The organism is Streptomyces sp. ISL-1 (genome assembly GCF_018614585.1).
Classification (GTDB): Bacteria; Actinomycetota; Actinomycetes; order Streptomycetales; family Streptomycetaceae; genus Streptomyces; species Streptomyces maoxianensis.
Window position 1 is genome coordinate 104406 of the sequence record NZ_JAGGOI010000053.1, and the last position, 18974, is coordinate 123379.

The window sequence follows — 18974 nt, forward strand, 5'->3', positions numbered from 1 at the left end:
CGCCCCAGACCCCGCACGGCCTTCGGCCGTGTCCTCAATCGCCGGACGGGCTTAATTTCCTGCCGGTGATTGAGGGGTGGGGGCCCCACGCCCGCAGGGGGAGGGCCCGGGGCGGAGCCCCGACCACGGCCCAGCCCCAGTAGCTACGCCACCGCCGACAGCGCGGCCGCCTCCGCATGGCCCGGCTGGACGCCGAAGTCCCGCAGGATCGCGTCCGCCGCCCTGCGGCCCGAGAACAGCGCGCCCTGGACCGTACTCGTATCGCGGTGGTCCCCGCAGACGTACAGGCCTGACAGCAGCCGTACCGGGCGGCGCGGATCGTGGGGCGGGGGCATCGCCGGGACCGCCTCCGGGTCGTGGTGGACCGCGAGCAGCTCCCAGTCGTCGGTCGGCGTGCCGTACAGCGTGGCGAGATGGGCGCGGACGGCCTTGTCCAGCTGCGGCGGGGGAGTCCCGAGCACGGTCGAGGAGATCAGCACGCGGTCGACCGGCGCGCGTGAGGGGTCGACCTCGCTCATCACGGTGGTGTGCGCGACGGGCCCGCTGCGGTCCGCGTCCAGTACCAGGGCCGGGTCGGCGAGCGGGGCCTCGGGCGCGGTGTGGTGGAGCACCGTGACCTGGTGGAAGCCCGGCACGCGCAGGCCCGGCAGCAGCTCGGCGGCCGCGCGGGCGCCGGTGGCCAGCACCAGGGCACGGCAGCCGAGTTCGCCGTATTCCTCCGTCATGACGCTGCTGATGGAGGCGTCGGTGACGCGTATCCCCGTGTGTACGGTGCCGGGCGGCAGGGCGGCCGCCAGCTGCTGGGGCAGTGCCGCCGCGCCGCCTTCCGGTACGCACATCCGGCCGCGTGCGAAGCCGCGCAGGGCCAGATCGGCGCACCTGCTCGAGGTGGTCAGCGCCGGGTCGCAGAGCAGTGAGGACAGCAGCGGGCGCAGGAAGCCGTGGACCGTACGGGCCGGCACGCCGCGGGCGCAGAGCGAGCCAGCCGTCGGCCGCTCGGGACGGGCCAGCAGGCGCTCCACCGGCGTGGCCGCGAGTCGGGCCAGGGACGCGCTGAGCCTGGCCTGGTCGAGCGGCCTGGGGGCGCTCGCGAGGGCGCGTGCGACGGTGAATGCTCCCCCTACGCCCCGGAGGGCGTGCGGGGACCCCCATCGTGCGCTCCCTGGTTCACCGGACCGCGCGACCACCTCTACGGTCCGCGCGACCACCTCTCCGGTCCGCTGGAGCCGCCCCCCGCTGTGCACGAGCACACCGGGCGAGAAGGGGCGCAGCACGACGTCCGCGAGCCCCTTTGTACGGTGCAGTTCGGGATACGAGGTGTTGAGCAACTGGCCGATGCGGTCGAGCCGGAATCCGTCGATCTCCTCGGTGGCCATCCTCCCGCCCACCTCAGGGGCGGCCTCCAGAACACTGACCTTGAGGCCTGCGCCGGTGAGTTGATGAGCCGCCGAGAGACCGGCGATCCCGGCCCCGACGATGACGACGTCCGCATGGTGAGCGGTGCTGCTGAGCACGTGCCCCTCCCCGAGGTCGGCGCGGCTGGTGGGAGGCTCATGCCCCCAACAGGACCCCGGAATGCCCGAGTTCGGACCGAGAGTAGGCAGCGGTGGCCGAACCGCGAGTCGCGCATGCGCTGGAGCACCGGGGCGCGGGGGCGCACACTTCTTCCCGCTGTTCCGCCCGCCCCCGCGGTCCGGGCACCGGACTACCGCAGTACCGCGCGGATCGCCTCGTCGATGCCCGGGAACGCGAACGAGAAGTCCGACTCCAGCAGCCGGTTGGGCAGCACCCGCTGACTGCTCAGCACATCCTCGGCCAGCTCGCCGAGAACGGCGCGCAGCACCGGCGCCGGGACCGCGAAGAACGCGGGACGCCGCAGCGCCCTGCCCATCGCCTCGGTGACCTCGCGGTTGGTGACCGGGTGAGGGGCCGTGAGGTTCACCGGACCGGACAGCGACTCGGTGTCCAGGATGTGCCGCAGCGCCGCCACTTCGTCGTGCAGCGAGATGTAGCTCCAGTACTGCCGGCCATTGCCGAGCTGCCCGCCGACGCCCGCCTTGAAGATCGGGAACATCCGGCCCCACGCCCCGCCCTTGCGCGCCACCACAAGCCCCGTGCGGGCGAAGGCGGTACGGATGCCCGCCTCCTCCGCCGCGGCGGCCGCCTCCTCCCACTCCACGACCAGATTTGGCAGAAACCCGTCGCCGGGCGGCGCGCTCTCGTCCACGGCACGGTTTCCGGTGTCGCCGTAGAAACCGACCGCGCTTCCGACGATCAGCACCCGGGGCGGTACGTCCAGGGAGGCGACCGCCTCCGCGATCGCGGCCGTGCCCAGCACCCGGCTGTCCCGGATCTCCTTGCGGTACGCGTCGTTCCAGCGGCGGGCGCCGATCCCCGCCCCGGCGAGGTGCACGACGCCCTCGCAGCCGGCCAGGCCGCCCACGTCGACGTACTGCCGGTGCGCGTCCCACTCCACCTCGTCCCCGGCCCGCGCGGGGCGGCGCACCAGGCGCACCACCTCATGCCCGTCCGAGCGCAGTGAGCGCACAAGTGCCGTACCGATGAGTCCGGTGGAGCCGGTGACCGCGATCCGCATGGGCACATCCTGCCCCCGTGCGGCCGCATGGCACAGTGACCGTCATGCCCGAGTCGCACATACGCCCCGCACTGCGCACCGACGAGGAGGCCCTCGGCGAGCTCGACCGGGAGACCTGGTCGCCGCTGCACGCGGTACAGCCGAGGCCGAGGCCGCCGTACGACAGTTTCTTCGACTCGAACCACCGGCCCGAGGACTTCCTCGTCGCCGAGGAGGCCGATGGCACGGTCACCGGCTACATCCGGCTGGTCCCGCCCACCCCGCTCGCCTGCAACCAGCATGTGCGGCAGATCCAGGGCCTCGCCGTGGCCGACCGGGCGCGCGGGGAGGGTACCGGGCGGGCGCTGGTGCGGGCGGCGTTCGACCAGGCGCGGCGGCAGGGCGCGGTGCGCATCACCCTGCGGGTGCTCGGCCACAACAGACCGGCCCGCGCGCTGTACGAGTCGGAGGGCTTCGCGGTCGAGGGCGTACTGCCGGGGGAGTTCTGCCTGGACGGGCAGTACGTCGACGACGTGATGATGGGCCGCAGCCTCACCGAGTGAGCAACGGCCCCCAGCCGGGACGGAGTTCTCACAGGTTCCCGAAGCGTTCCCAGAGTCGGGGGAAACGTTGCGCCAGCGCCTCGTCATTGTCGAAGTCGAACGGCGTCCCGGCCGGCTCGGCCGCCTGCGGCGCGATCCCGAGATCGGGCGCGACGACCCCGGTGAGCTGCTCGTACGTCTCGTCCGCCGCGTAGCCCAGCTCCTCGCCGTCCCCGTCGATGTCCTCGTCGAACTCATCGAGCAGCTCGGCCAGCGAGTCCGGATCGTGCAGCGCGCCCTCGAAGATCTCCCGGCCCTGCCCGATCAGCCAGCAGCGGAAGTAGTCGAAGGCGTCGTCGCTCGCGCCGCCGAGCAGCACCGCGGCCGCGCCCCACAGATCCCAGGTGTACGCGCGGTTGTAGCGGGCCTCGAAGTGCCGGGCGAAGTCCAGCACGGAGTCGGGGTCGAGCTGCAGCAGCCGCTCGACCAGCAGCTCGGCATGGTCCTCGGGGTCGCCCTCGGCGGCCTCGCGGGTGCTGTCGATGATCTCCCAGAACTCCGTCTCGTCCATCACGGGACAAGCATCCTGGTTGGCGGGGGGCGGCGCACGCGGAGCCACCGAAATGCTGACTTTTTCGAATGGCGGACAGGAGATGTCGGGTATCCGTGCGACTGTCGGCCCATGACGACGGACACACCGACGAGCACACCACTGACAGGGAAAGTCGCACTCGTCGCGGGGGCCACCCGGGGCGCGGGCCGCGCCATCGCCGTACAGCTGGGCGCGGCCGGAGCGACGGTGTATGTGACGGGACGTACCACTCGCGAGCGCGTCAGCGAGGTCGGCCGGTCGACGGAGACCATCGAGGAGACGGCGGAGCTGGTCACGGCGGCGGGCGGCGAGGGCATCGCCGTACCGGCGGACCATCTGGAGCCCGAGCAGGTACGGGCGGTCGTCGGGCGGATCGACCGCGACCACGGACGGCTCGACATCCTGGTCAACGACATCTGGGGCGGCAACCACCTGCTCGACTTCGACACGAGGATGTGGGACGTCGAGCTGAGCCGCGGGCTGCGGATGATCGAGCTCGGCGTGAAGAGCCACATCATCACCAGCAGCATCGCGCTGCCCCTGCTGGTGCGGCGGCCGGGCGGCCTGGTCGTCGAGGTCACCGACGGCACGGCCGAGACCAACAAGCGCTTCCGCGAGAACTTCTACTACGACCTCGCCAAGAACGGCCCGATCCGGATGGCCTTCGTCCTGGGCGAGGAGCTGAAGAGCGTCGGCGGCACGGCGGTGTCCGTCACGCCGGGCTTTCTGCGCTCCGAGGAGATGCTCGACATCTTCGGCGTCACGGAGGAGACCTGGCGCGACGCGACCGACAAGCAGTCGCACTGGGCGCTGTCCGAGTCGCCGGTCTATGTCGGCCGGGGGGTCGCGGCGCTCGCCGCGGACCCGGAGCGGGCCCGCTGGAACGGGCAGTCGCTCTCCAGCGGGCAGCTGGCGAAGGTGTACGGCGTCACGGACGCGGACGGCAGCAGGCCGGACGTCTGGACGTACATGGCGGAGGAGGCGGCGGGCGCGGACCCGTCCATGGCCGACTACCGGTAGAGCAGCCGGGGGTTCCCCCCGTTTCCGGGTCCGGTCATGGCCGGGCACGGACGGGGGGAACGCATTGTCCGGCAGGGTGTCCGCGCGGCAGGGTCTCCTCTGTAACCAGTACAGAAGTTGGAGAGCCCATGACGTCCCCGCTCATACGTTCCTTCTCGCAGCTCGAATCCCTGGATCCCGCGCGCCCCGTCGTCACCCTGTTCAGTGGTGGGCTCGACAGCTCGTACCTGCTGCTCCGGCTGCGCCGCATGGGCATCCGCGAGGTGCACGCCGTGAGCGTGGACATCGGGGAGGACGAGTCCAGCTCCTACAAACGCCAGGTTGCCGAGGCGCTCGGCGCCACCGTCCACATCCTTGACAGGCGCGCGGAGTTCGCCGGGCAGTACGTGGCCCCCGCGATCGCCGCGCAGGCGGTTTACCTCGGCATCCACCCGGTCAGCTCCACCCTCAGCCGCCCGCTGATCGCCCACGCCGCGGTCGACCTGGCCCGGGTACTCGGTGCCCAAGCCCTCCTGCACACCGCCAACCGGTCGCAGAACACCCTGCGCCGCCTCAACGGCGCCCTGTCGCTGCTCGGTTACGAGCGCGTCTTCGGCAGCCCGTACGATCTGGACCCCGTCACCCGTGACGACAAGCTCGTCGAGCTGCGCGCCGCCGGTGTTGATCTTCTCGCCGGGCGGATCGTCAGCGGCGACTCCAATCTGTGGTGCCGGGAGTTCGAGTCCGGCATCCTCGACGACCCCGAGATGCACCACGTCCCCGACGAGATGTACACCTGGAGCCGGCCGACCGCCGCTCCCTCGGACTGCGACACCGTGACCGTCACCTTCGAGCGCGGACTGCCCGTCGCCGTCGACGGTCTCCCGCTGCCGCTGACCGATGTGATCGACCAGCTCAACCGGCGGGTCGGTGCCTACGGACTCGGCCGCTACTCCGGTCTCGAACACCTCGACCACGGCGAGAAGGTCCTCGAGATCCGGGAGATGCCGGCCGCATGGCTGCTGCTGAGCAGTTACCGCCACATCGAGAGCGCTTGCCTGGACGCCGAACTCATCCGTGAGAAGCGGCACCTGGAGCAGGTCTGGGTGCGCGAGGCGCTCGAAGGCCGTTGGTTCGGCGAACTCCGCCTCGCCGTCCAGACGTTCATTGACGCCTGTGCAGCCCGCACGACCGGATCGGTGACCTGGCGGCTGCGTAACGGCGGGGCCGACACCCGAGCCATCACCGTTCCCGAGCCGCTGTACCTCCGTGACCGCGAGGCCTGGGAGGACCGGGCGATCGCCGCGGAGTCGGCGCCTTTCGCCCGTACCGAGGCGCTGCTCACCGCTGTCTGATCCGTTTCCGCCGACTGGCGGGTCGTCCGCCGGCGTCCTTGACCTTTCTGGAGCTCCCTTATGACCACTGCTGTCGCCCACACCGTCGCCCTCGACGCCGTCCGGAGCCTGGCCGGGCCCGGCGGCCACCTGATGCCCTCCGCCGCCCTGTCCACCCTCGCCGGAGTGTCTGCCGGTGACTGGGCCCGTTTCGCCGCGCACTGGGACGAGCTGACTCTCGACACCTATATGGCCGACGGCGGCACCTACCGGTACCGCCGCTACGGCCAGTTCGAGCTCGACGCGCAGGCGGGCGAGCTCACGTTGCTGCCCCACGCGCCCTACCGTCAGGAGTCGGAGATCAACCCGCTCAACGGCGGCATCGAGCGCTTCCTCGATCCGCTGACGGACTCGTTCGCCGGCGACCCTGTGCTGCGTTCGGTGCTCGTCGAGCTCGGCCGGATCTTCACGGCGGTGGACGGTACGCGGAACTGGAACGTCCAGCTCCACCCGTACCGGATCAACGCCTCTGCCGACGAGCAGGGTCAGCCCGCGCCCGAAGGCCGGCACCGCGATGGCGTGACGTTCATTACGTCGCTGATGATCAACCGCACCAACGTCACCGGCGGTGAGAGCGGCGTCTATACGGACGAGGGCGACCATCTGCTGACGACTACGCTGTCCGAGCCCGGTGACCTGCTGCTGGGCGACGACCGCCGCACCCTGCACTCGGTGACCCCGGTGCAGCCGGCGGCCCCCGATCTCGCCGGCCACCGCGACGTCCTGGTGATCGCCTACACGGCGCGCTGAGACGCCGCACGCCTCCGCACGTCTTCGTCCGAACATCTCCGCAGAACATCCTGTGCCGAGGAGCCCCATGACCGTCACCGCGGCCCGCCGTACCTGGCTGACCGATCTGCCCGTACTGCTGGTCGCAGTGGTGTGGGGCTCGAGCTACCTGGCAGCCAAGGGCGTCACCACCGGCCAGACCGTACTGGCGGTCCTGGTGCTGCGCTTCGCCCTGGTGCTGCCGGTCCTGGTGATCGCGGGGTGGCGGAAGCTGCGCGCGCTCAGCGGTGCGCAGATACGCGGGGCGGGACTTCTCGGGCTGGTCCTCGCCGGGATCTTCCTCCTGGAGACGTACGGAGTCGTGCACACCTCGGCGACCAACGCCGGGCTCATCATCAGCCTCACCATGATCTTCACGCCGATCGCCGAGAGCAGGATGCACGGCACCGGGCTGCCGAGGTCGTTCGTCGCGGCCGCGGGACTCTCCGTACTGGGCATCGTGCTGCTGACTCAGGGGGCGGGGTTCACTGAGCCGTCGTTGGGTGATCTGCTCATGCTCGGTGCGGCCCTCGCCCGCACCGTGCATGTGCTGGCGATGTCGCGGATGCGGTCGGTGCAGGGTGCGGACGCGATGTCCCTGACAACCGTTCAGCTGAGCAGCGCGGTCCTCGTCTTCGCCGTGCTGTGCGCGGTGCCCGGCACAGGCGCCATGCCCTGGGCCGCGGCGGCGGACTTCGGGCTCGGCGACTGGCTGTGGTTGCTGCATCTGTCCGTGTTCTGCACGCTGTTCGCCTTCTTCGTGCAGATGTGGGCCGTGCGGCGTACCTCCCCGTCGCGGGTCAGCCTGCTGCTCGGTACGGAGCCGGTGTGGGCGGCCGTCGTCGGCATCACGTTGGCGGGGGACCGGCCGGGGTGGCTCGGCCTGCTCGGGATCGTGCTGATCCTCGCCGGTACGGCCTGGGGGCGCACGGCCGCCGATCCCGTCGCGAAGACCGACCCCGCGAAGACCAACCCCGCGGGGGGCTGCGCCGCGGGCGGGCCGCCTGTCGCCGCGGAGCCCCAAGGTGCGCCGTCAGTCGTCGAGCCAGCCGAGGCGGACGGCACACACCCCGGCCTGAAACCTGCTGGCCGCGCCTAACCGTTCGGTCAGTTCGGAAACGAGGCGGCGGACCGTGCGCTCGGAGACACCGAGCTTGCGGGCCATCGCCTCGTCCGTCAGTCCACCCGACAGCATCCGCAGCAGTTCGCGGTGCCTGCCCGTCGGCTGCCACTCGGCGTCGCCCGCGAGGGCCTCGCTACCGGAGCCGGTGTCGGTCAGGACGTTCGCACCCGCCCAGCAGTGCTCGAAGATCCCCCGGAGTACCTCCACCAGGGTCTCGCTGCGCAGCACGATCGCCGCGATGTCCCCGTCGGCGGACACCGGCGCGGGGACGACCGCCAGGGACCGGTCCACCACGATCAGCCGCAGGGGCAGGGTGTGAGCCGTCCGCACCTGGGCCCCGGCAGCGGTCAGCCGGCGCAGATACGCCGTCATGTGCGGCACGGCTGCCGCGGACCCCAGATGAATGGTCCGTATACGTACGCCCCGCCCGAGTGCCAGGCGGTCCCGCTCCAGCCCCGCCTCGATCATCCCGGCCTGCAACGCACGGCCCGGGTGCAGCGACAGCACCTCGTCCTCGACCCGATGCGAGGCGTCCTCCAGCGCGGCGGACACATTGGCGGTGCCCGTCACCACCTCCATGTGCACGGAGGACAACTCCCTTGCGTGCACCGGCTGGAAGTCCGCGACGACCTGCGCCAGCGCGGAACGTGTCTGCTGCACGGCTGCCAGCAGGGAGCCCGTGTGGCGTTCCTCCTCCAGGAGCAGATTACGGAGCGCCGTGTCGGGCGCGAGCGCGGTCCAGCCGCTGCGCGTCTCCGGGGCCGGTACGAACAGGTCGAGGCGGCTGAGCAGTTGGAGGGCCGCCGCGAAATCCGTGCCGCTCCAGCCGCGTTCGTCGGTGAGCAGTTCCGGTCTCCATGCAGCGTCGTCCAGAGCGATCCGGTACAGCTCCTGAGCCCTGGCCCGTGTGTCCACGCAAAACTTCTCTCCGCTGTTGTGGGCACGCCCCCCCCCGCGCTCCCTTCGATGATCATAAGAAAGGCCCAGGGCCGTTACCAGGTGCGTTCCGACATGCGGACGGTCGTCTCACGTCAGGAACCTCCGACTCGGCGATCCCGGCCCGTCCGCCCCCGGCCATGGCCGGTCCCGGAACAACGCTGGGCATAGCCGCAGGTGAGGCGGCCGGAACATGCTGAACCCGACACATTGATCAACATCCGGTCGTTTTCTTCCAGGGGGTTCCCGTGTTTGTTTCCCATGCGGCACCGCATGCACGACGCTCGTTCGCCGAGCCTGCGCGGCTGACGGCGACCGTGCTCCTCGCGCTCGGGGCGTTCGCCGTGAACGGTGCCGAGCCCACGGCGCCGGCACTGGTCGCGACGGCCGCGGCGGGCGCGGTTGATTCGACGAGCACGGCGAGCACGGACCGCTCGTTCATCTGGGGCTGATCCCGTGACAGCACAGCCGGTGGTGGCGGTAGTGGCACCCCTGACCGGTCCGCGGGCCGCCTGGGGGGCCGTACTCCTCAGCCAGGTCGAGCAGGTCCGGGCCATGGGTACCGGCGCCGTCGAATGGCACGTCCACGACGAGACCCCCGGCGCGACGGACGCCGTCGCAGTGGGTGGCTACGCGGCCGTCATCGGCCACAGCGATGTGAGCGCCGCCCGGGACGCCCTGCCCGCCTACCGCGCGGCCGGACTCGTCTGCCTGCTGCCGTTCGTCCAGGCCGGCGGCTGCGCTCTCAGCTGGATGCCGGACACGGACGCACTCGCCCGCGCCATCATCGAGGGCGCGAGCGCGCTCGGGGCCGGCACCCTGTCGGTCGTCCACGGCGACGGCGACGGCTGGCCCGAGCTGGCCCGGCAGGTGGGCGAGGAGGCCGCCGCCGCGGGCCTGGAGAGCGGCGGGTCCGCCGCACTCGCCGTCCTCGCCCCGCAGGACCGCTTCGCCCGCCTCGTGGCGGTGACAGACGTACGAGGGCCGGTGCTGACCGTCGCCGACTGCGGGCTGGGTTCCTTCGCCGCGCTCGCAGAGGCTGCCCGTGACCGGACGGTGTGGGCGGTCCATCCGCAGATGTGCGCGGTACGGCGGGCCAGGACCGCCGTGACCGCACTGGCCCAGGCCCTCGTGGATGCCCCGGCCGTGCGCGGCCACGCCCTGTCCGCCGCCGTACGTGCCCGTTCCGGGGTGCTCCTGGCGGCGGGCGGAGGCGTGGTGGGCGACGGCTGGCGTGTCTCGCGCCTGCACGTCGTGTGCCCGGCGCGGGACCCGCACTGAGTCACGGTCAGGGCCACGGTGACGGGGCACGACCCCCCGGCCACTCGACGGACGGGCCGCGGCGCCCCGGACGGAAAACGGGACGGGCCCCCGCGTCGCCATGAGCGGGGCGCGGTCAGGGGCGCCCCGCGGTCCCGCGACGGGAACGGGACGGCAGCGCCGTACCGGCTCGTCAGGTGTACAGACCGCCCATGCGAGCCACTGCCTCCGCGAAGCGCTCGCGGAGCTCCGGCGGCCCCAGGACCTCCACCTCCGGTCCCAGGGACAGGAGTTGGGTGTACGCCACATTCGCGGACTCCACCGGCAGCGTGACCGTCACCCGGCCCTCCTCGTCCGCTGCCCCGGCTGCCTCCAGTGCCTCGCGCGCGGCGGCGCGGTCGGCGACGTACGGCAGCCGCTTGGCCCCCGCCTCCGAGAGGCGCACGACCACCTCGCTACGGAGGATCGAGCGCGCGAACTGGGTCGCCCGCTCCGCCCAGAACCCCGGCAGATCGAAGCCCTCGTCCCGTTCGAACCGCTCATCGCCGAGCGTCACCGCGGTGAACCGGTCGATCCGGTAGACGCGGACCGTGCCCGTGCCGCCGTCGGCGCGGGCGCACAGATACCAGGCGCCCGCCTTGAGCACGAGGCCGTACGGAGCCAACTCCCGCTCCACCTCGGCATCCTGGCGCCGGTAGCGGGCGGACAGCAGCCGGTCGTCCCACACCGCCTCCGCGACGGCGGGCAGCAGCTCGGGCGTCCCGGGCTCCTGGTACCAGCCGGGGGCGTCCAGATGGAAGCGCTGAGCCGCCGAGTCGGAGGCGTCCCGCAGGGAGGGCAGCAGAGCCGCGGAGACCTTCAGGCGCGCCGCGGACGCCGCGTCCTGAAGGCCCATCTCCCGCAGCGCGCCCGGCAGCCCGGAGAGGAAGAGCGCCTCGGCCTCACTGCGGCCCAGCCCGGTCAGCCGGGTGCGGTAGCCGCCGACCAGCCGGTAGCCGCCGGCCCGCCCCCGGTCGGCTTGGACCGGAACACCCGCCTCGGACAGCGCGAGGGCGTCCCGGGTGATGGTCCGCTCCGACACATCGAGCTCGCGCGACAGCTCGGCCCCGGTCATGGAGGGCCTTGCCTGGAGGAGCAGCACCATCTTGATCAGCCGGGTAGCGCGCATGGCCCCATGATGGCCGAGCGCGGGATGGCCGATGGGCGCGGGGATGACCGATGGGCAACGACGAAACCCCCGGCGGCCGTCGGGCCGCCGGGGGTCACTCAGGGCCCATCTACAGGCCGTAGCGCTCGCGCGCCTCCTTCACGGCCGAGGCCGGGACCTCGCCGCGCCGGGCCAGCTGGGCCAGCGCCGCGACCGTGATCGACTGGGCGTCGACGCCGAAGTGGCGCCGGGCCGCCGCACGCGTGTCGGAGAGGCCGAAGCCGTCCGTGCCGAGCGAGGAGTAGTCCTGCTCGACCCACTGGCTGATCTGGTCGGGGACCTGGCGCATCCAGTCGGACACGGCCAGGACCGGGCCGGGAGCGTCCTCCAGCGCCTGGGTGACGTACGGGGTGCGCTGCTCGCCGCGCAGCAGCGCCTCCTCGGCCTCCAGCGCGTCCCGGCGCAGCTCGCCCCAGGAGGTCGCGGACCAGACGTCGGCGGCGACTCCCCAGTCGGAGCTGAGCAGTTCCTGTGCATCGAGGGCCCAGTGGATCGCCGTGCCCGAAGCGAGCAGCTGGAGCCGCGGGGCGTCCGCGGTGGCGGCCACACCCTCCTTGAAGCGGTAGAGACCGCGCAGGATGCCCTCCTCGACGCCCTCCGGCATCGCGGGCTGCACCTTCGGCTCGTTGTAGACCGTCAGGTAGTAGAAGACGTTCTCCGCCGCCGGACCGTACATCCGGCGCAGACCGTCCTTGACGATGACACCGATCTCGTACGCGAAGGCCGGGTCGTAGTTGAGCGACGCCGGGTTCGTTGACGCGATCAGGTGCGAGTGGCCGTCGGCGTGCTGCAGGCCCTCGCCCGTCAGCGTCGTACGGCCGGCCGTCGCGCCGACGATGAAGCCCTTGCCGAGCTGGTCGGCCAGCTGCCACATCTGGTCGGCCGTGCGCTGCCAGCCGAACATCGAGTAGAAGATGTAGAACGGGATCATCGGCTCGCCGTGCGTCGCGTACGACGTGGACGCGGCGATGAAGTCCGCCATAGCGCCGGCCTCGGTGATCCCCTCGTTGAGGATCTGGCCGTCCTTGGCTTCCTTGTAGTACATCAACTGGTCGCGGTCGACCGGCTCGTACGTCTGGCCCAGCGGGGAATAGATGCCGGCCGACGGGAAGAGCGACTCCATGCCGAAGGTACGGGCCTCGTCCGGGACGATCGGCACCCAGCGTCTGCCGGTCTCCTTGTCCCGCATCAGATCCTTGACCAGGCGTACGAAGGCCATCGTGGTGGCCATCTCCTGCTTGCCGGAGCCCTTTGCGAGCGCCTTGAAGCCGCGCTCGTCCGGCTCGGGCAGCACCACCGCACGCACCCGGCGGGCCGGGGCGGGGCCGCCGAGGGCGGCGCGGCGCTCGGTGAGGTAGCGGACCTCGGGGGAGTCGGCGCCGGGGTGGCCGTAGGGCACCAGGCCGTCCGCGAAGGCGCTGTCCGGGATCGGGAGCTCGAGCAGGTCGCGCATGCCCTTGAACTCGTCGATCGTCAGCTTCTTCGTCTGGTGATTGGCGTTCTTCGACTCGAAGCCCTTGCCGAGGGTGTAGCCCTTCACCGTCTGCGCGAGGATCACCGTCGGCGCGCCCTTGTGCTCGACGGCAGCCCTGTACGCGGCGTACACCTTGCGGGCCTCGTGGCCGCCGCGGGAGGTGAAGAAGCACTCGGCGATCTTCGCGTCGCTGATCAGCTTCGACAGCTCGACGAGCGCCGGCTCGGCGCCGAAGAAGTGCTCGCGGATGTACGCCACGTCCCGGGTCGCGTACGTCTGGAACTGTGCGTCCGGCACCTCGCGCAGGCGGCGCACCAGCGCGCCGGTGGTGTCGAGCTGGAACAGCTCGTCCCAGGCGGAGCCCCAAAGCGACTTGACGACATTCCATCCGGCGCCGCGGAACTGGGCCTCCAGCTCCTGCACGATCTTGAAGTTGGCGCGGACCGGGCCGTCGAGGCGCTGCAGATTGCAGTTGATGACGAAGGTCAGGTTGTCGAGCCGCTCACGGGACGCGAGGGCGAGGGCGGCGGTCGACTCGGGCTCGTCCATCTCGCCGTCCCCGAGGAAGGCCCAGACGTGCGAGTTCGAGGTGTCCTTGATCTTCCGGTTCTCCAGGTAGCGGTTGAAGCGTGCCTGGTAGATCGCGGAGAGCGGGCCGAGGCCCATGGAGACGGTGGGGAACTCCCACAGCCAGGGCAGCCGGCGCGGGTGCGGGTAGGACGGGAGGCCGTTGCCGCCTGCCTCCTGCCGGAAGTTGTCGAGCTGCTGCTCGGACAGGCGTCCGTCGAGGAAGGCGCGAGCGTAGATGCCGGGGGACGCATGGCCCTGGATGTAGAGCTGGTCGCCGCTGCCGTCGCCCTCCTTGCCGCGGAAGAAGTGGTTGAAGCCGGTCTCGTAGAGCCAGGCCGCGGAGGCGAAGGTGGCGATATGGCCGCCGACGCCGAAGCGGGAGCCGCGGGTGACCATCGCGGCCGCGTTCCAGCGGTTCCACGCGGTGATGCGGGCCTCCAGCGCCTCATCGCCGTCGAAGGCAGGCTCGGCGGCGGTGGGGATGCTGTTGACGTAGTCCGTCTCCAGCAGCCTGGGCACGGGGACCCCGGCGCTCTCGGCGTGCTGGAGGGTACGGCGCATCAGGTACGCGGCGCGGTGCGGGCCCGCGTGCCGGGTGACGGCGTCGAGGGACGCCGCCCACTCGGCGGTTTCCTCGGCATCGCGGTCCGGGAGCTGGTCGAGCTCGCTCGGAAGCTTGCCTACGGGGTCGGTCATGGTCGCCGCCTTCCGGACAGGAGGGGGGTGGAGAAAGGGGGGCCTTGTCTGGCAGGACAGGGCGAGGAGTTGGTGAACCCCGGGGCAACTGTAAGTCTCTGATCGATGATCGATCAAAGGTTGGGCGAAATTGGCATGCGGTGCCGCGAAATGGGGCACTCGGTGCCGCGAGAAATGGGTGCATTCCGGGCGCGATGGTGGCGGTGCGCCGGTCACCGGGCTTGATCCGGTGACCCGGCGTGACCGTCCTTGATCCCCCAGGCTTTGTCCGGTGAACCCCCAACGGGCGTCTCGGGGTGAGATTCAAGCCCGCCTGAGGGCGAAACCGGTGCGATTCAAGCCTGTCCGGCGTTTGAGGACGGAACTGTTGACCGGCGGCGCGGTGCGCGCCCCATCAAGCCCCGGCGTTTGAGGACGACCGGACCGCGGCTCGGCCGACCGCGGTCGTCCACCGGGTTGAACCCGCACCGCGCCCACAGCACGCCCCGCATGTCCCGGTCCCTGGTGCTCGATCGCCTGCTCGCTGCCGGTGATCTGATCGGCCACCGCGGCTTCCTCCTCGTTCCCCACGAGCCGGACAACTACTCCCCAGGATAGGAGCGGGCAGCTCCCGACGGGGGCGGCAGGAACGGGACGGGCTGAGCACCTCGGGTGATCGCTGCAGCCGTGGTGGAGAACGAGCGGTTCACTGCCAGAGAATCAGGCTGAACGGGGATAAATTGCCGGTCCATGACGCAGCAGAAGACCGGCACTCTGGGCAGCGCCTCCGCCCCGGAGCACAGCCAGGACACAGCTGATCCCCGCCGGCACGACTCCTCGCCCGGCAGTCCCGGCAGCCCTGGCAGTCCCGGCGGAACAGCCCGCGCCCTCGCCCGCGCGGCACGGTACGCCGACGCCTGGACGGCAAAGAAATCCATCGTGGCGCTCTACGCGGTCTGGTCCCTGACCCGGCTCGGCATGCTGTTCCTGCTGGTCCAGGACAGCATCGGCGTCAGCAATGTCTCGGACGAGGTGAACTTCCTCTACCCGCGCTGGTACCAGCAGCTGACCGACGGCTCGTTCCCGGTCAATGACGTCACCTGGCAGTACCCGCCGGGCGCCGGTCTGGTGTTCCTGTTCCCCTCGACGCTGCCGTTCCTCGACTACTTCAAGGCGTTTCTCGTCCTCACCCTTCTCGCCGACGCGATCGTCACTCTGGCCCTGGCCCGCCAGGGCCGGAGCCTCGCCGGGGCCTGGATGTGGACCGGCGGACTGCCGCTGCTGCTGAATGTGCCGCACGGACGGTTCGACATCCAGGTCACGGCCCTCGCCGTGCTGGCCCTGCTCAGCGCCCGGCGCCACCCGCGCCTCGGCGGCGTGTTCGCCGCGCTCGGCGCCATGATCAAGGTCTGGCCGCTGCTCACCCTGGTGGGCACGGAGAGAGGGCACACCAGCCGGCAGGCTTGGCTGTCCGCCGCCGCGGCCGCGGGCGCGCTGCTCGCCGTACTGGCCCTCGGCTTCCGGCACAGCCTCGACTTCCTGCAGCAACAGGGCGCCAGGGGCGTGCAGATCGAGTCACTGGGCGGGACCGTGCTGTCGCTGATGCGGGCATCGGGCATGCCGATCTGGGTCGAGTCCCGTTACGGTGCCCTGGAGTTCAGCGGCGCGCACGTGGCGACCGTCGCCCAGCTGTCCATGCTGCTCACGGCCGCCGCCTTCGGCTGGCTGATGTTCTGGCGGGGCAGAGCCGCGCAGTGGACCACCGCGACACCGTTCGACGCCGCACTCGCCGCCGTCCTGCTGTTCACCGTCACCAGCCGGGTGATCAGCCCTCAGTACCTGGTCTGGCTGCTGGGCCTGGCCGCGGTCTGCCTCACTTCCCGGCACACCACCCAGCGCCCGGTGGCACTCGTGCTGCTGGCCGCGAGTGCCGTGACCGCCCTGGCCTTTCCGACCTACTACCTGGACGTCATGTACGGCTCGGCGCTGGGCATCACGCTGATGGTCGTACGCAATGGTCTGCTGGTCACGGCTGCCCTGCTCTCCTGCCAACGCCTGTGGAAGGCAACGGCGGCTACGACGCACACGGCATCCACGGCACCCACCGCGCCAGGCTCCGCAACCGCGGCAGGTCCATCTGCTCAGCCATCCCATGATGATGAGCCAGGCCAGGACGCAATTCCAGATGCTGCTGGTCAGCTCCAGCAAGTAGCCCCGCCCTCCCGCCGACGCTGAGCCGCGTCGGCGGGAAGGAACACTCGGGGTGCCTGGGCGCCCCGGCGGCACGGTAGCCGGGGTCCTGCCAGGGCCGGGCTGCGCCTTCCGCCACAGACCCGCGAGGCAGTGCTACACGCCGAGCAGCTCTCCGAAGAACTCGCACAGCATCGCGTCCGCCGCCTGCTTGCTGATGAACTCCGCGCCCCCGAACCGGTACACGTCATAGCCCTGGAGCCGATACGCCGGTCTTCCCGCACCATCTCCGCGTACAGGTCCGGCGCTGCCTCCCCATTGCGCGAGTAGTGCTGCTTCCCCTCCAGCTCCAGGACGTACCGGCGGCCACCGGGAGCGAGCAGCAGGAAGTCCATACGCTGACGCACGAGCACCTGCCCCTCCGCCCGCTGCATCCTCTGCTGCTGAGTGAGCGGGTCGTAGTGGAGAAACACCTGCGGTAGGAGAGCAGGGATGTCATCGAATCCCTTGCTCACAGAGAATTGCCAGTATGAGTCCAGCATCAGCTGTTCCGGCTCGTGGAGGGATCCCACCAGCCGGTCCCGAAGCGCTTTGCGCAGCGCTTCCACCGGAAGCGCATAGTTGCCGGCGAGGCTTCCGCGGAACCGGCGATCGGTCAACAGCAGCCGGAGGGTGTGGGCGATCAGATTGACGGTGCCCTGGTGTGCGGCGACGAGCACCAGGCGCAGGTGTTCCACTATCTCCGTATTGCTGAGGTTGGATTCGTGAGAGATGAGCCGTGAGGCAAGGTCGTTGCCCGGCCCTCACGCCCGCGGCGCGCAGCCCAACACGTGCGCCTTCACCAGCGCACCGATCTCCGGGTCACGGCGGCGAAACGCCTCGACCAGCTCCTCGTGCTCCTCCGCGTACGACTTCTGCACCGTCCCCAGCCACCGGATCGACAGCGCCGTGAACACCTCGATCCCCAGCCCCTCCCAGGTGTGCAGCAGCACGCCGTTCTTCGCCGCCCGCACCAGTTCCCGGTGGAATCCGACCGTGTGCCGCACCTGAGCGGCCGAGTCGCCCGCCCTGTCCGCCGCGTACAGCCCGGCCACATGCGGCTCCAGCGCGGAACAGTCCTCCGCCAGCCGCCCCGCCGCCAGCTCGGCCGCGATCTGCTCGAGGCCTGCCCGTACGGGGTAGCTCTCCTCCAGGTCGGCGGCCGTGAGGCTCCGTACACGTACACCCTTGTTGGGCGCCGACTCGATCAGCCGCAGACTCTCCAGCTCCCGCAGCGCCTCGCGCACCGGCGTCTGGGACACCTGCAGCTCCGTCGCGATCCGCCGCTCGACGATCCGCTCGCCGGGCTTCCAGCGGCCGCTGACGATCCCCTCCACGATGTGCTCGCGGATCTGTTCGCGCAGCGAGTGGATGACGGGCGGGGTCATGAGGGCTCCTGGGGAGGGCAGCGCGGACCTTGTCATTATTGCCGCCGAGACGAAGCAGGCTATGCCGTCGCCCGGAACGCTGAGCGCTGACCGCGGTCAAACCGGCGTGCCCGGCACGGGCCTTGGGCGCGGAGGGCGGGGCGTGTACATGAATGTGCCCCTGTCCGGCGGACCGGACAGGGGCACATTCACAGTGCTGGAGCCTTACAGGCCGAGCTCGACCTCGAACTCGCCGGCCTCCAGGATCTCCTTGACGCTCGTCAGGTAGCGGGCGGCGTCGGCGCCGTCCACCAGACGGTGGTCGTAGGAGAGCGCGACGTACGTCATGTCGCGGATGGCGATGGTCTCGCCGAGCTCCGGGTGGTTGATGACCACCGGGCGCTTGACGGTGGCGCCGATGCCCAGGATGGCGGCCTGGTTCGGCGGCACGATGATCGTGTCGAACAGCGCACCGCGCGAACCGGTGTTGCTGACGGTGAAGGTCGCGCCCGCCAGGTCGTCCGGGGTGATCTTGCTGGAGCGCACGGCGCCCGCGAGCTCCGCGGTCCTCTTGGCGATGCCGGCGAGGTTCAGGTCGCCCGCGCCCTTGATGACCGGCGTCATCAGACCCTTCTCGGAGTCCACGGCGATGCCGATGTTCTCCGAGTCGAAGTACGTGATGGTGCCCTCGTCCTCGTTGATCCGGGCGTTGATGACCGGGTGGGCCTTCAGCGCCTGGGCCGCGGCCTTGACGAAGAACGGCATCGGGGACAGCTTGACGCCCTCACGGGCGGCGAAGGCGTCCTTGGCCTTGGCGCGCAGCTTCATCAGCTTGGTGATGTCGACCTCGACGACCGAGGTCAGCTGGGCCTGGCTGTGCAGGGCCTTCATCATGTTGTCGCCGATGACCTTGCGCATCCGGGTCATCTTGACGGTCTGACCGCGCAGCGGGGACGGCGCGACGGAAACGCCCGGGGCCTTCGAAGCGGCGGCGGCCGGAGCCGGAGCGGCGGCAGCGGCCTTGGCGGCCTCCGCGGCGGCGACGACGTCCTGCTTGCGGATACGGCCACCGACGCCGGTGCCCTTGACCGTGGACAGGTCCACGCCGTTCTCGGCGGCGAGCTTACGGACCAGGGGGGTCACGTACGCGTCACCGGCGTCACCCGCGGCGGGGGCCGCCGGAGCAGCCGGGGCCGGAGTAACGGGCGCGGGGGCCGCCGGAGCCGGAGCGGGAGCAGACACAGGTGCCGGTGCCGGTGCCGG

Annotated in this window: 17 protein-coding genes; 9 read left to right on the top strand and 8 right to left on the bottom strand. The window is 71.0% G+C overall.

What is annotated here, in order from left to right; all coding sequences use genetic code 11:
• Nucleotides 1-143: 143 nt before the first annotated feature.
• Entirely contained in the window at nt 144-1514 is a 1371-nt protein-coding gene (locus J7E87_RS30930; RefSeq protein ID WP_215097917.1) for an NAD(P)/FAD-dependent oxidoreductase, read from the bottom strand.
• A 191-nt stretch (nt 1515-1705) separates the two neighbouring features.
• On the bottom strand, nt 1706-2596 hold the full coding sequence (locus J7E87_RS30935; protein ID WP_251018247.1) for a TIGR01777 family oxidoreductase: 891 nt from the start codon (nt 2594-2596) through the stop codon (nt 1706-1708).
• Between the two features lie 44 nt (nt 2597-2640).
• Between J7E87_RS30935 and J7E87_RS30940 the strand changes: the two genes are divergently transcribed.
• Nucleotides 2641-3138: a GNAT family N-acetyltransferase gene (locus J7E87_RS30940; protein WP_215097919.1), complete on the top strand. Its 498-nt coding sequence runs from the start codon at nt 2641-2643 to the stop codon at nt 3136-3138.
• A gap of 28 nt (nt 3139-3166) precedes the next feature.
• Here the strand turns inward: J7E87_RS30940 and J7E87_RS30945 are convergent, their stop codons facing one another.
• Nucleotides 3167-3688 carry a DUF4240 domain-containing protein gene (locus J7E87_RS30945; protein ID WP_215097937.1) on the bottom strand — a complete coding sequence of 174 codons (522 nt, stop codon included), beginning with the start codon at nt 3686-3688 and terminating at the stop codon, nt 3167-3169.
• A 111-nt stretch (nt 3689-3799) separates the two neighbouring features.
• On the opposite strand from J7E87_RS30945, the gene J7E87_RS30950 reads away from it, so the two are divergent.
• The 4 genes from J7E87_RS30950 to J7E87_RS30965 all read left to right on the top strand — a co-directional run bounded on the left by J7E87_RS30950 (nt 3800) and on the right by J7E87_RS30965 (nt 7969).
• Nucleotides 3800-4729: an SDR family oxidoreductase gene (locus J7E87_RS30950; protein WP_215097920.1), complete on the top strand. Its 930-nt coding sequence runs from the start codon at nt 3800-3802 to the stop codon at nt 4727-4729.
• Nucleotides 4730-4857: 128 nt separating this feature from the next.
• Nucleotides 4858-6063 carry an argininosuccinate synthase-related protein gene (locus J7E87_RS30955; RefSeq protein ID WP_215097921.1) on the top strand — a complete coding sequence of 402 codons (1206 nt, stop codon included), beginning with the start codon at nt 4858-4860 and terminating at the stop codon, nt 6061-6063.
• A gap of 60 nt (nt 6064-6123) precedes the next feature.
• Nucleotides 6124-6852, top strand: coding sequence for a 2OG-Fe dioxygenase family protein (locus J7E87_RS30960; RefSeq protein WP_215097922.1), 729 nt, complete (start codon nt 6124-6126; stop codon nt 6850-6852).
• 67 nt (nt 6853-6919) lie between these two features.
• On the top strand, nt 6920-7969 hold the full coding sequence (locus J7E87_RS30965) for a DMT family transporter (protein WP_215097923.1): 1050 nt from the start codon (nt 6920-6922) through the stop codon (nt 7967-7969).
• Here J7E87_RS30965 and J7E87_RS30970 read toward each other — a convergent pair.
• Nucleotides 7904-8908 carry a LuxR C-terminal-related transcriptional regulator gene (locus J7E87_RS30970; protein WP_215097924.1) on the bottom strand — a complete coding sequence of 335 codons (1005 nt, stop codon included), beginning with the start codon at nt 8906-8908 and terminating at the stop codon, nt 7904-7906. The genes J7E87_RS30965 and J7E87_RS30970 overlap by 66 nt on opposite strands.
• A 269-nt stretch (nt 8909-9177) precedes the next feature.
• On the opposite strand from J7E87_RS30970, the gene J7E87_RS30975 reads away from it, so the two are divergent.
• Both J7E87_RS30975 and J7E87_RS30980 read left to right on the top strand, forming a co-directional pair.
• Nucleotides 9178-9381: a hypothetical protein gene (locus J7E87_RS30975; protein ID WP_215097925.1), complete on the top strand. Its 204-nt coding sequence runs from the start codon at nt 9178-9180 to the stop codon at nt 9379-9381.
• Nucleotides 9382-9385: 4 nt separating this feature from the next.
• The gene (locus J7E87_RS30980) at nt 9386-10210 is read left to right on the top strand and encodes a hypothetical protein (RefSeq protein WP_215097926.1); all 825 of its coding nucleotides are present in this window, start codon (nt 9386-9388) and stop codon (nt 10208-10210) included.
• 172 nt (nt 10211-10382) lie between these two features.
• Here J7E87_RS30980 and J7E87_RS30985 read toward each other — a convergent pair whose 3' ends face one another.
• Together J7E87_RS30985 and aceE are read right to left on the bottom strand one after the other, a co-directional pair.
• Complete coding sequence (locus J7E87_RS30985) at nt 10383-11357, bottom strand: YafY family protein (RefSeq protein WP_215097927.1); 975 nt, start codon at nt 11355-11357, stop codon at nt 10383-10385.
• Nucleotides 11358-11466: 109 nt separating this feature from the next.
• The gene (aceE, locus tag J7E87_RS30990) at nt 11467-14136 is read right to left on the bottom strand and encodes a pyruvate dehydrogenase (acetyl-transferring), homodimeric type (protein ID WP_215097928.1); all 2670 of its coding nucleotides are present in this window, start codon (nt 14134-14136) and stop codon (nt 11467-11469) included.
• 729 nt (nt 14137-14865) lie between these two features.
• Here aceE and J7E87_RS30995 point away from each other — a divergent pair.
• On the top strand, nt 14866-16350 hold the full coding sequence (locus tag J7E87_RS30995) for a glycosyltransferase family 87 protein (protein ID WP_215097929.1): 1485 nt from the start codon (nt 14866-14868) through the stop codon (nt 16348-16350).
• Nucleotides 16351-16634: 284 nt separating this feature from the next.
• Nucleotides 16635-16787, top strand: a complete 153-nt coding sequence (locus J7E87_RS31000; RefSeq protein WP_215097930.1) for a hypothetical protein — start codon at nt 16635-16637, stop codon at nt 16785-16787.
• Nucleotides 16788-17108: 321 nt separating this feature from the next.
• Here J7E87_RS31000 and J7E87_RS31005 read toward each other — a convergent pair whose 3' ends face one another.
• Both J7E87_RS31005 and sucB read right to left on the bottom strand, forming a co-directional pair.
• Complete coding sequence (locus tag J7E87_RS31005; RefSeq protein WP_215097931.1) at nt 17109-17732, bottom strand: GntR family transcriptional regulator; 624 nt, start codon at nt 17730-17732, stop codon at nt 17109-17111.
• A 204-nt stretch (nt 17733-17936) separates the two neighbouring features.
• The coding region (gene sucB / locus J7E87_RS31010) for a 2-oxoglutarate dehydrogenase, E2 component, dihydrolipoamide succinyltransferase (protein ID WP_215097932.1) at nt 17937-18974 on the bottom strand (1038 nt) is incomplete at its 5' end.

Excerpts from the sequence above, each read along its gene's own strand:
- J7E87_RS30935 (WP_251018247.1), bottom strand. The coding sequence starts at position 2,596 with ATGCGGATCGCGGTCACCGGCTCCACCGGACTCATCGGTACGGCACTT.
- J7E87_RS30940 (WP_215097919.1), top strand. The coding sequence starts at position 2,641 with ATGCCCGAGTCGCACATACGCCCCGCACTGCGCACCGACGAGGAGGCC.
- J7E87_RS30945 (WP_215097937.1), bottom strand. The coding sequence starts at position 3,688 with ATGGACGAGACGGAGTTCTGGGAGATCATCGACAGCACCCGCGAGGCC.
- J7E87_RS30950 (WP_215097920.1), top strand. The coding sequence starts at position 3,800 with ATGACGACGGACACACCGACGAGCACACCACTGACAGGGAAAGTCGCA.
- J7E87_RS30955 (WP_215097921.1), top strand. The coding sequence starts at position 4,858 with ATGACGTCCCCGCTCATACGTTCCTTCTCGCAGCTCGAATCCCTGGAT.
- J7E87_RS30960 (WP_215097922.1), top strand. The coding sequence starts at position 6,124 with ATGACCACTGCTGTCGCCCACACCGTCGCCCTCGACGCCGTCCGGAGC.
- J7E87_RS30965 (WP_215097923.1), top strand. The coding sequence starts at position 6,920 with ATGACCGTCACCGCGGCCCGCCGTACCTGGCTGACCGATCTGCCCGTA.
- J7E87_RS30985 (WP_215097927.1), bottom strand. The coding sequence starts at position 11,357 with ATGCGCGCTACCCGGCTGATCAAGATGGTGCTGCTCCTCCAGGCAAGG.
- aceE (WP_215097928.1), bottom strand. The coding sequence starts at position 14,136 with ATGACCGACCCCGTAGGCAAGCTTCCGAGCGAGCTCGACCAGCTCCCG.
- J7E87_RS30995 (WP_215097929.1), top strand. The coding sequence starts at position 14,866 with ATGACGCAGCAGAAGACCGGCACTCTGGGCAGCGCCTCCGCCCCGGAG.
- J7E87_RS31005 (WP_215097931.1), bottom strand. The coding sequence starts at position 17,732 with ATGACCCCGCCCGTCATCCACTCGCTGCGCGAACAGATCCGCGAGCAC.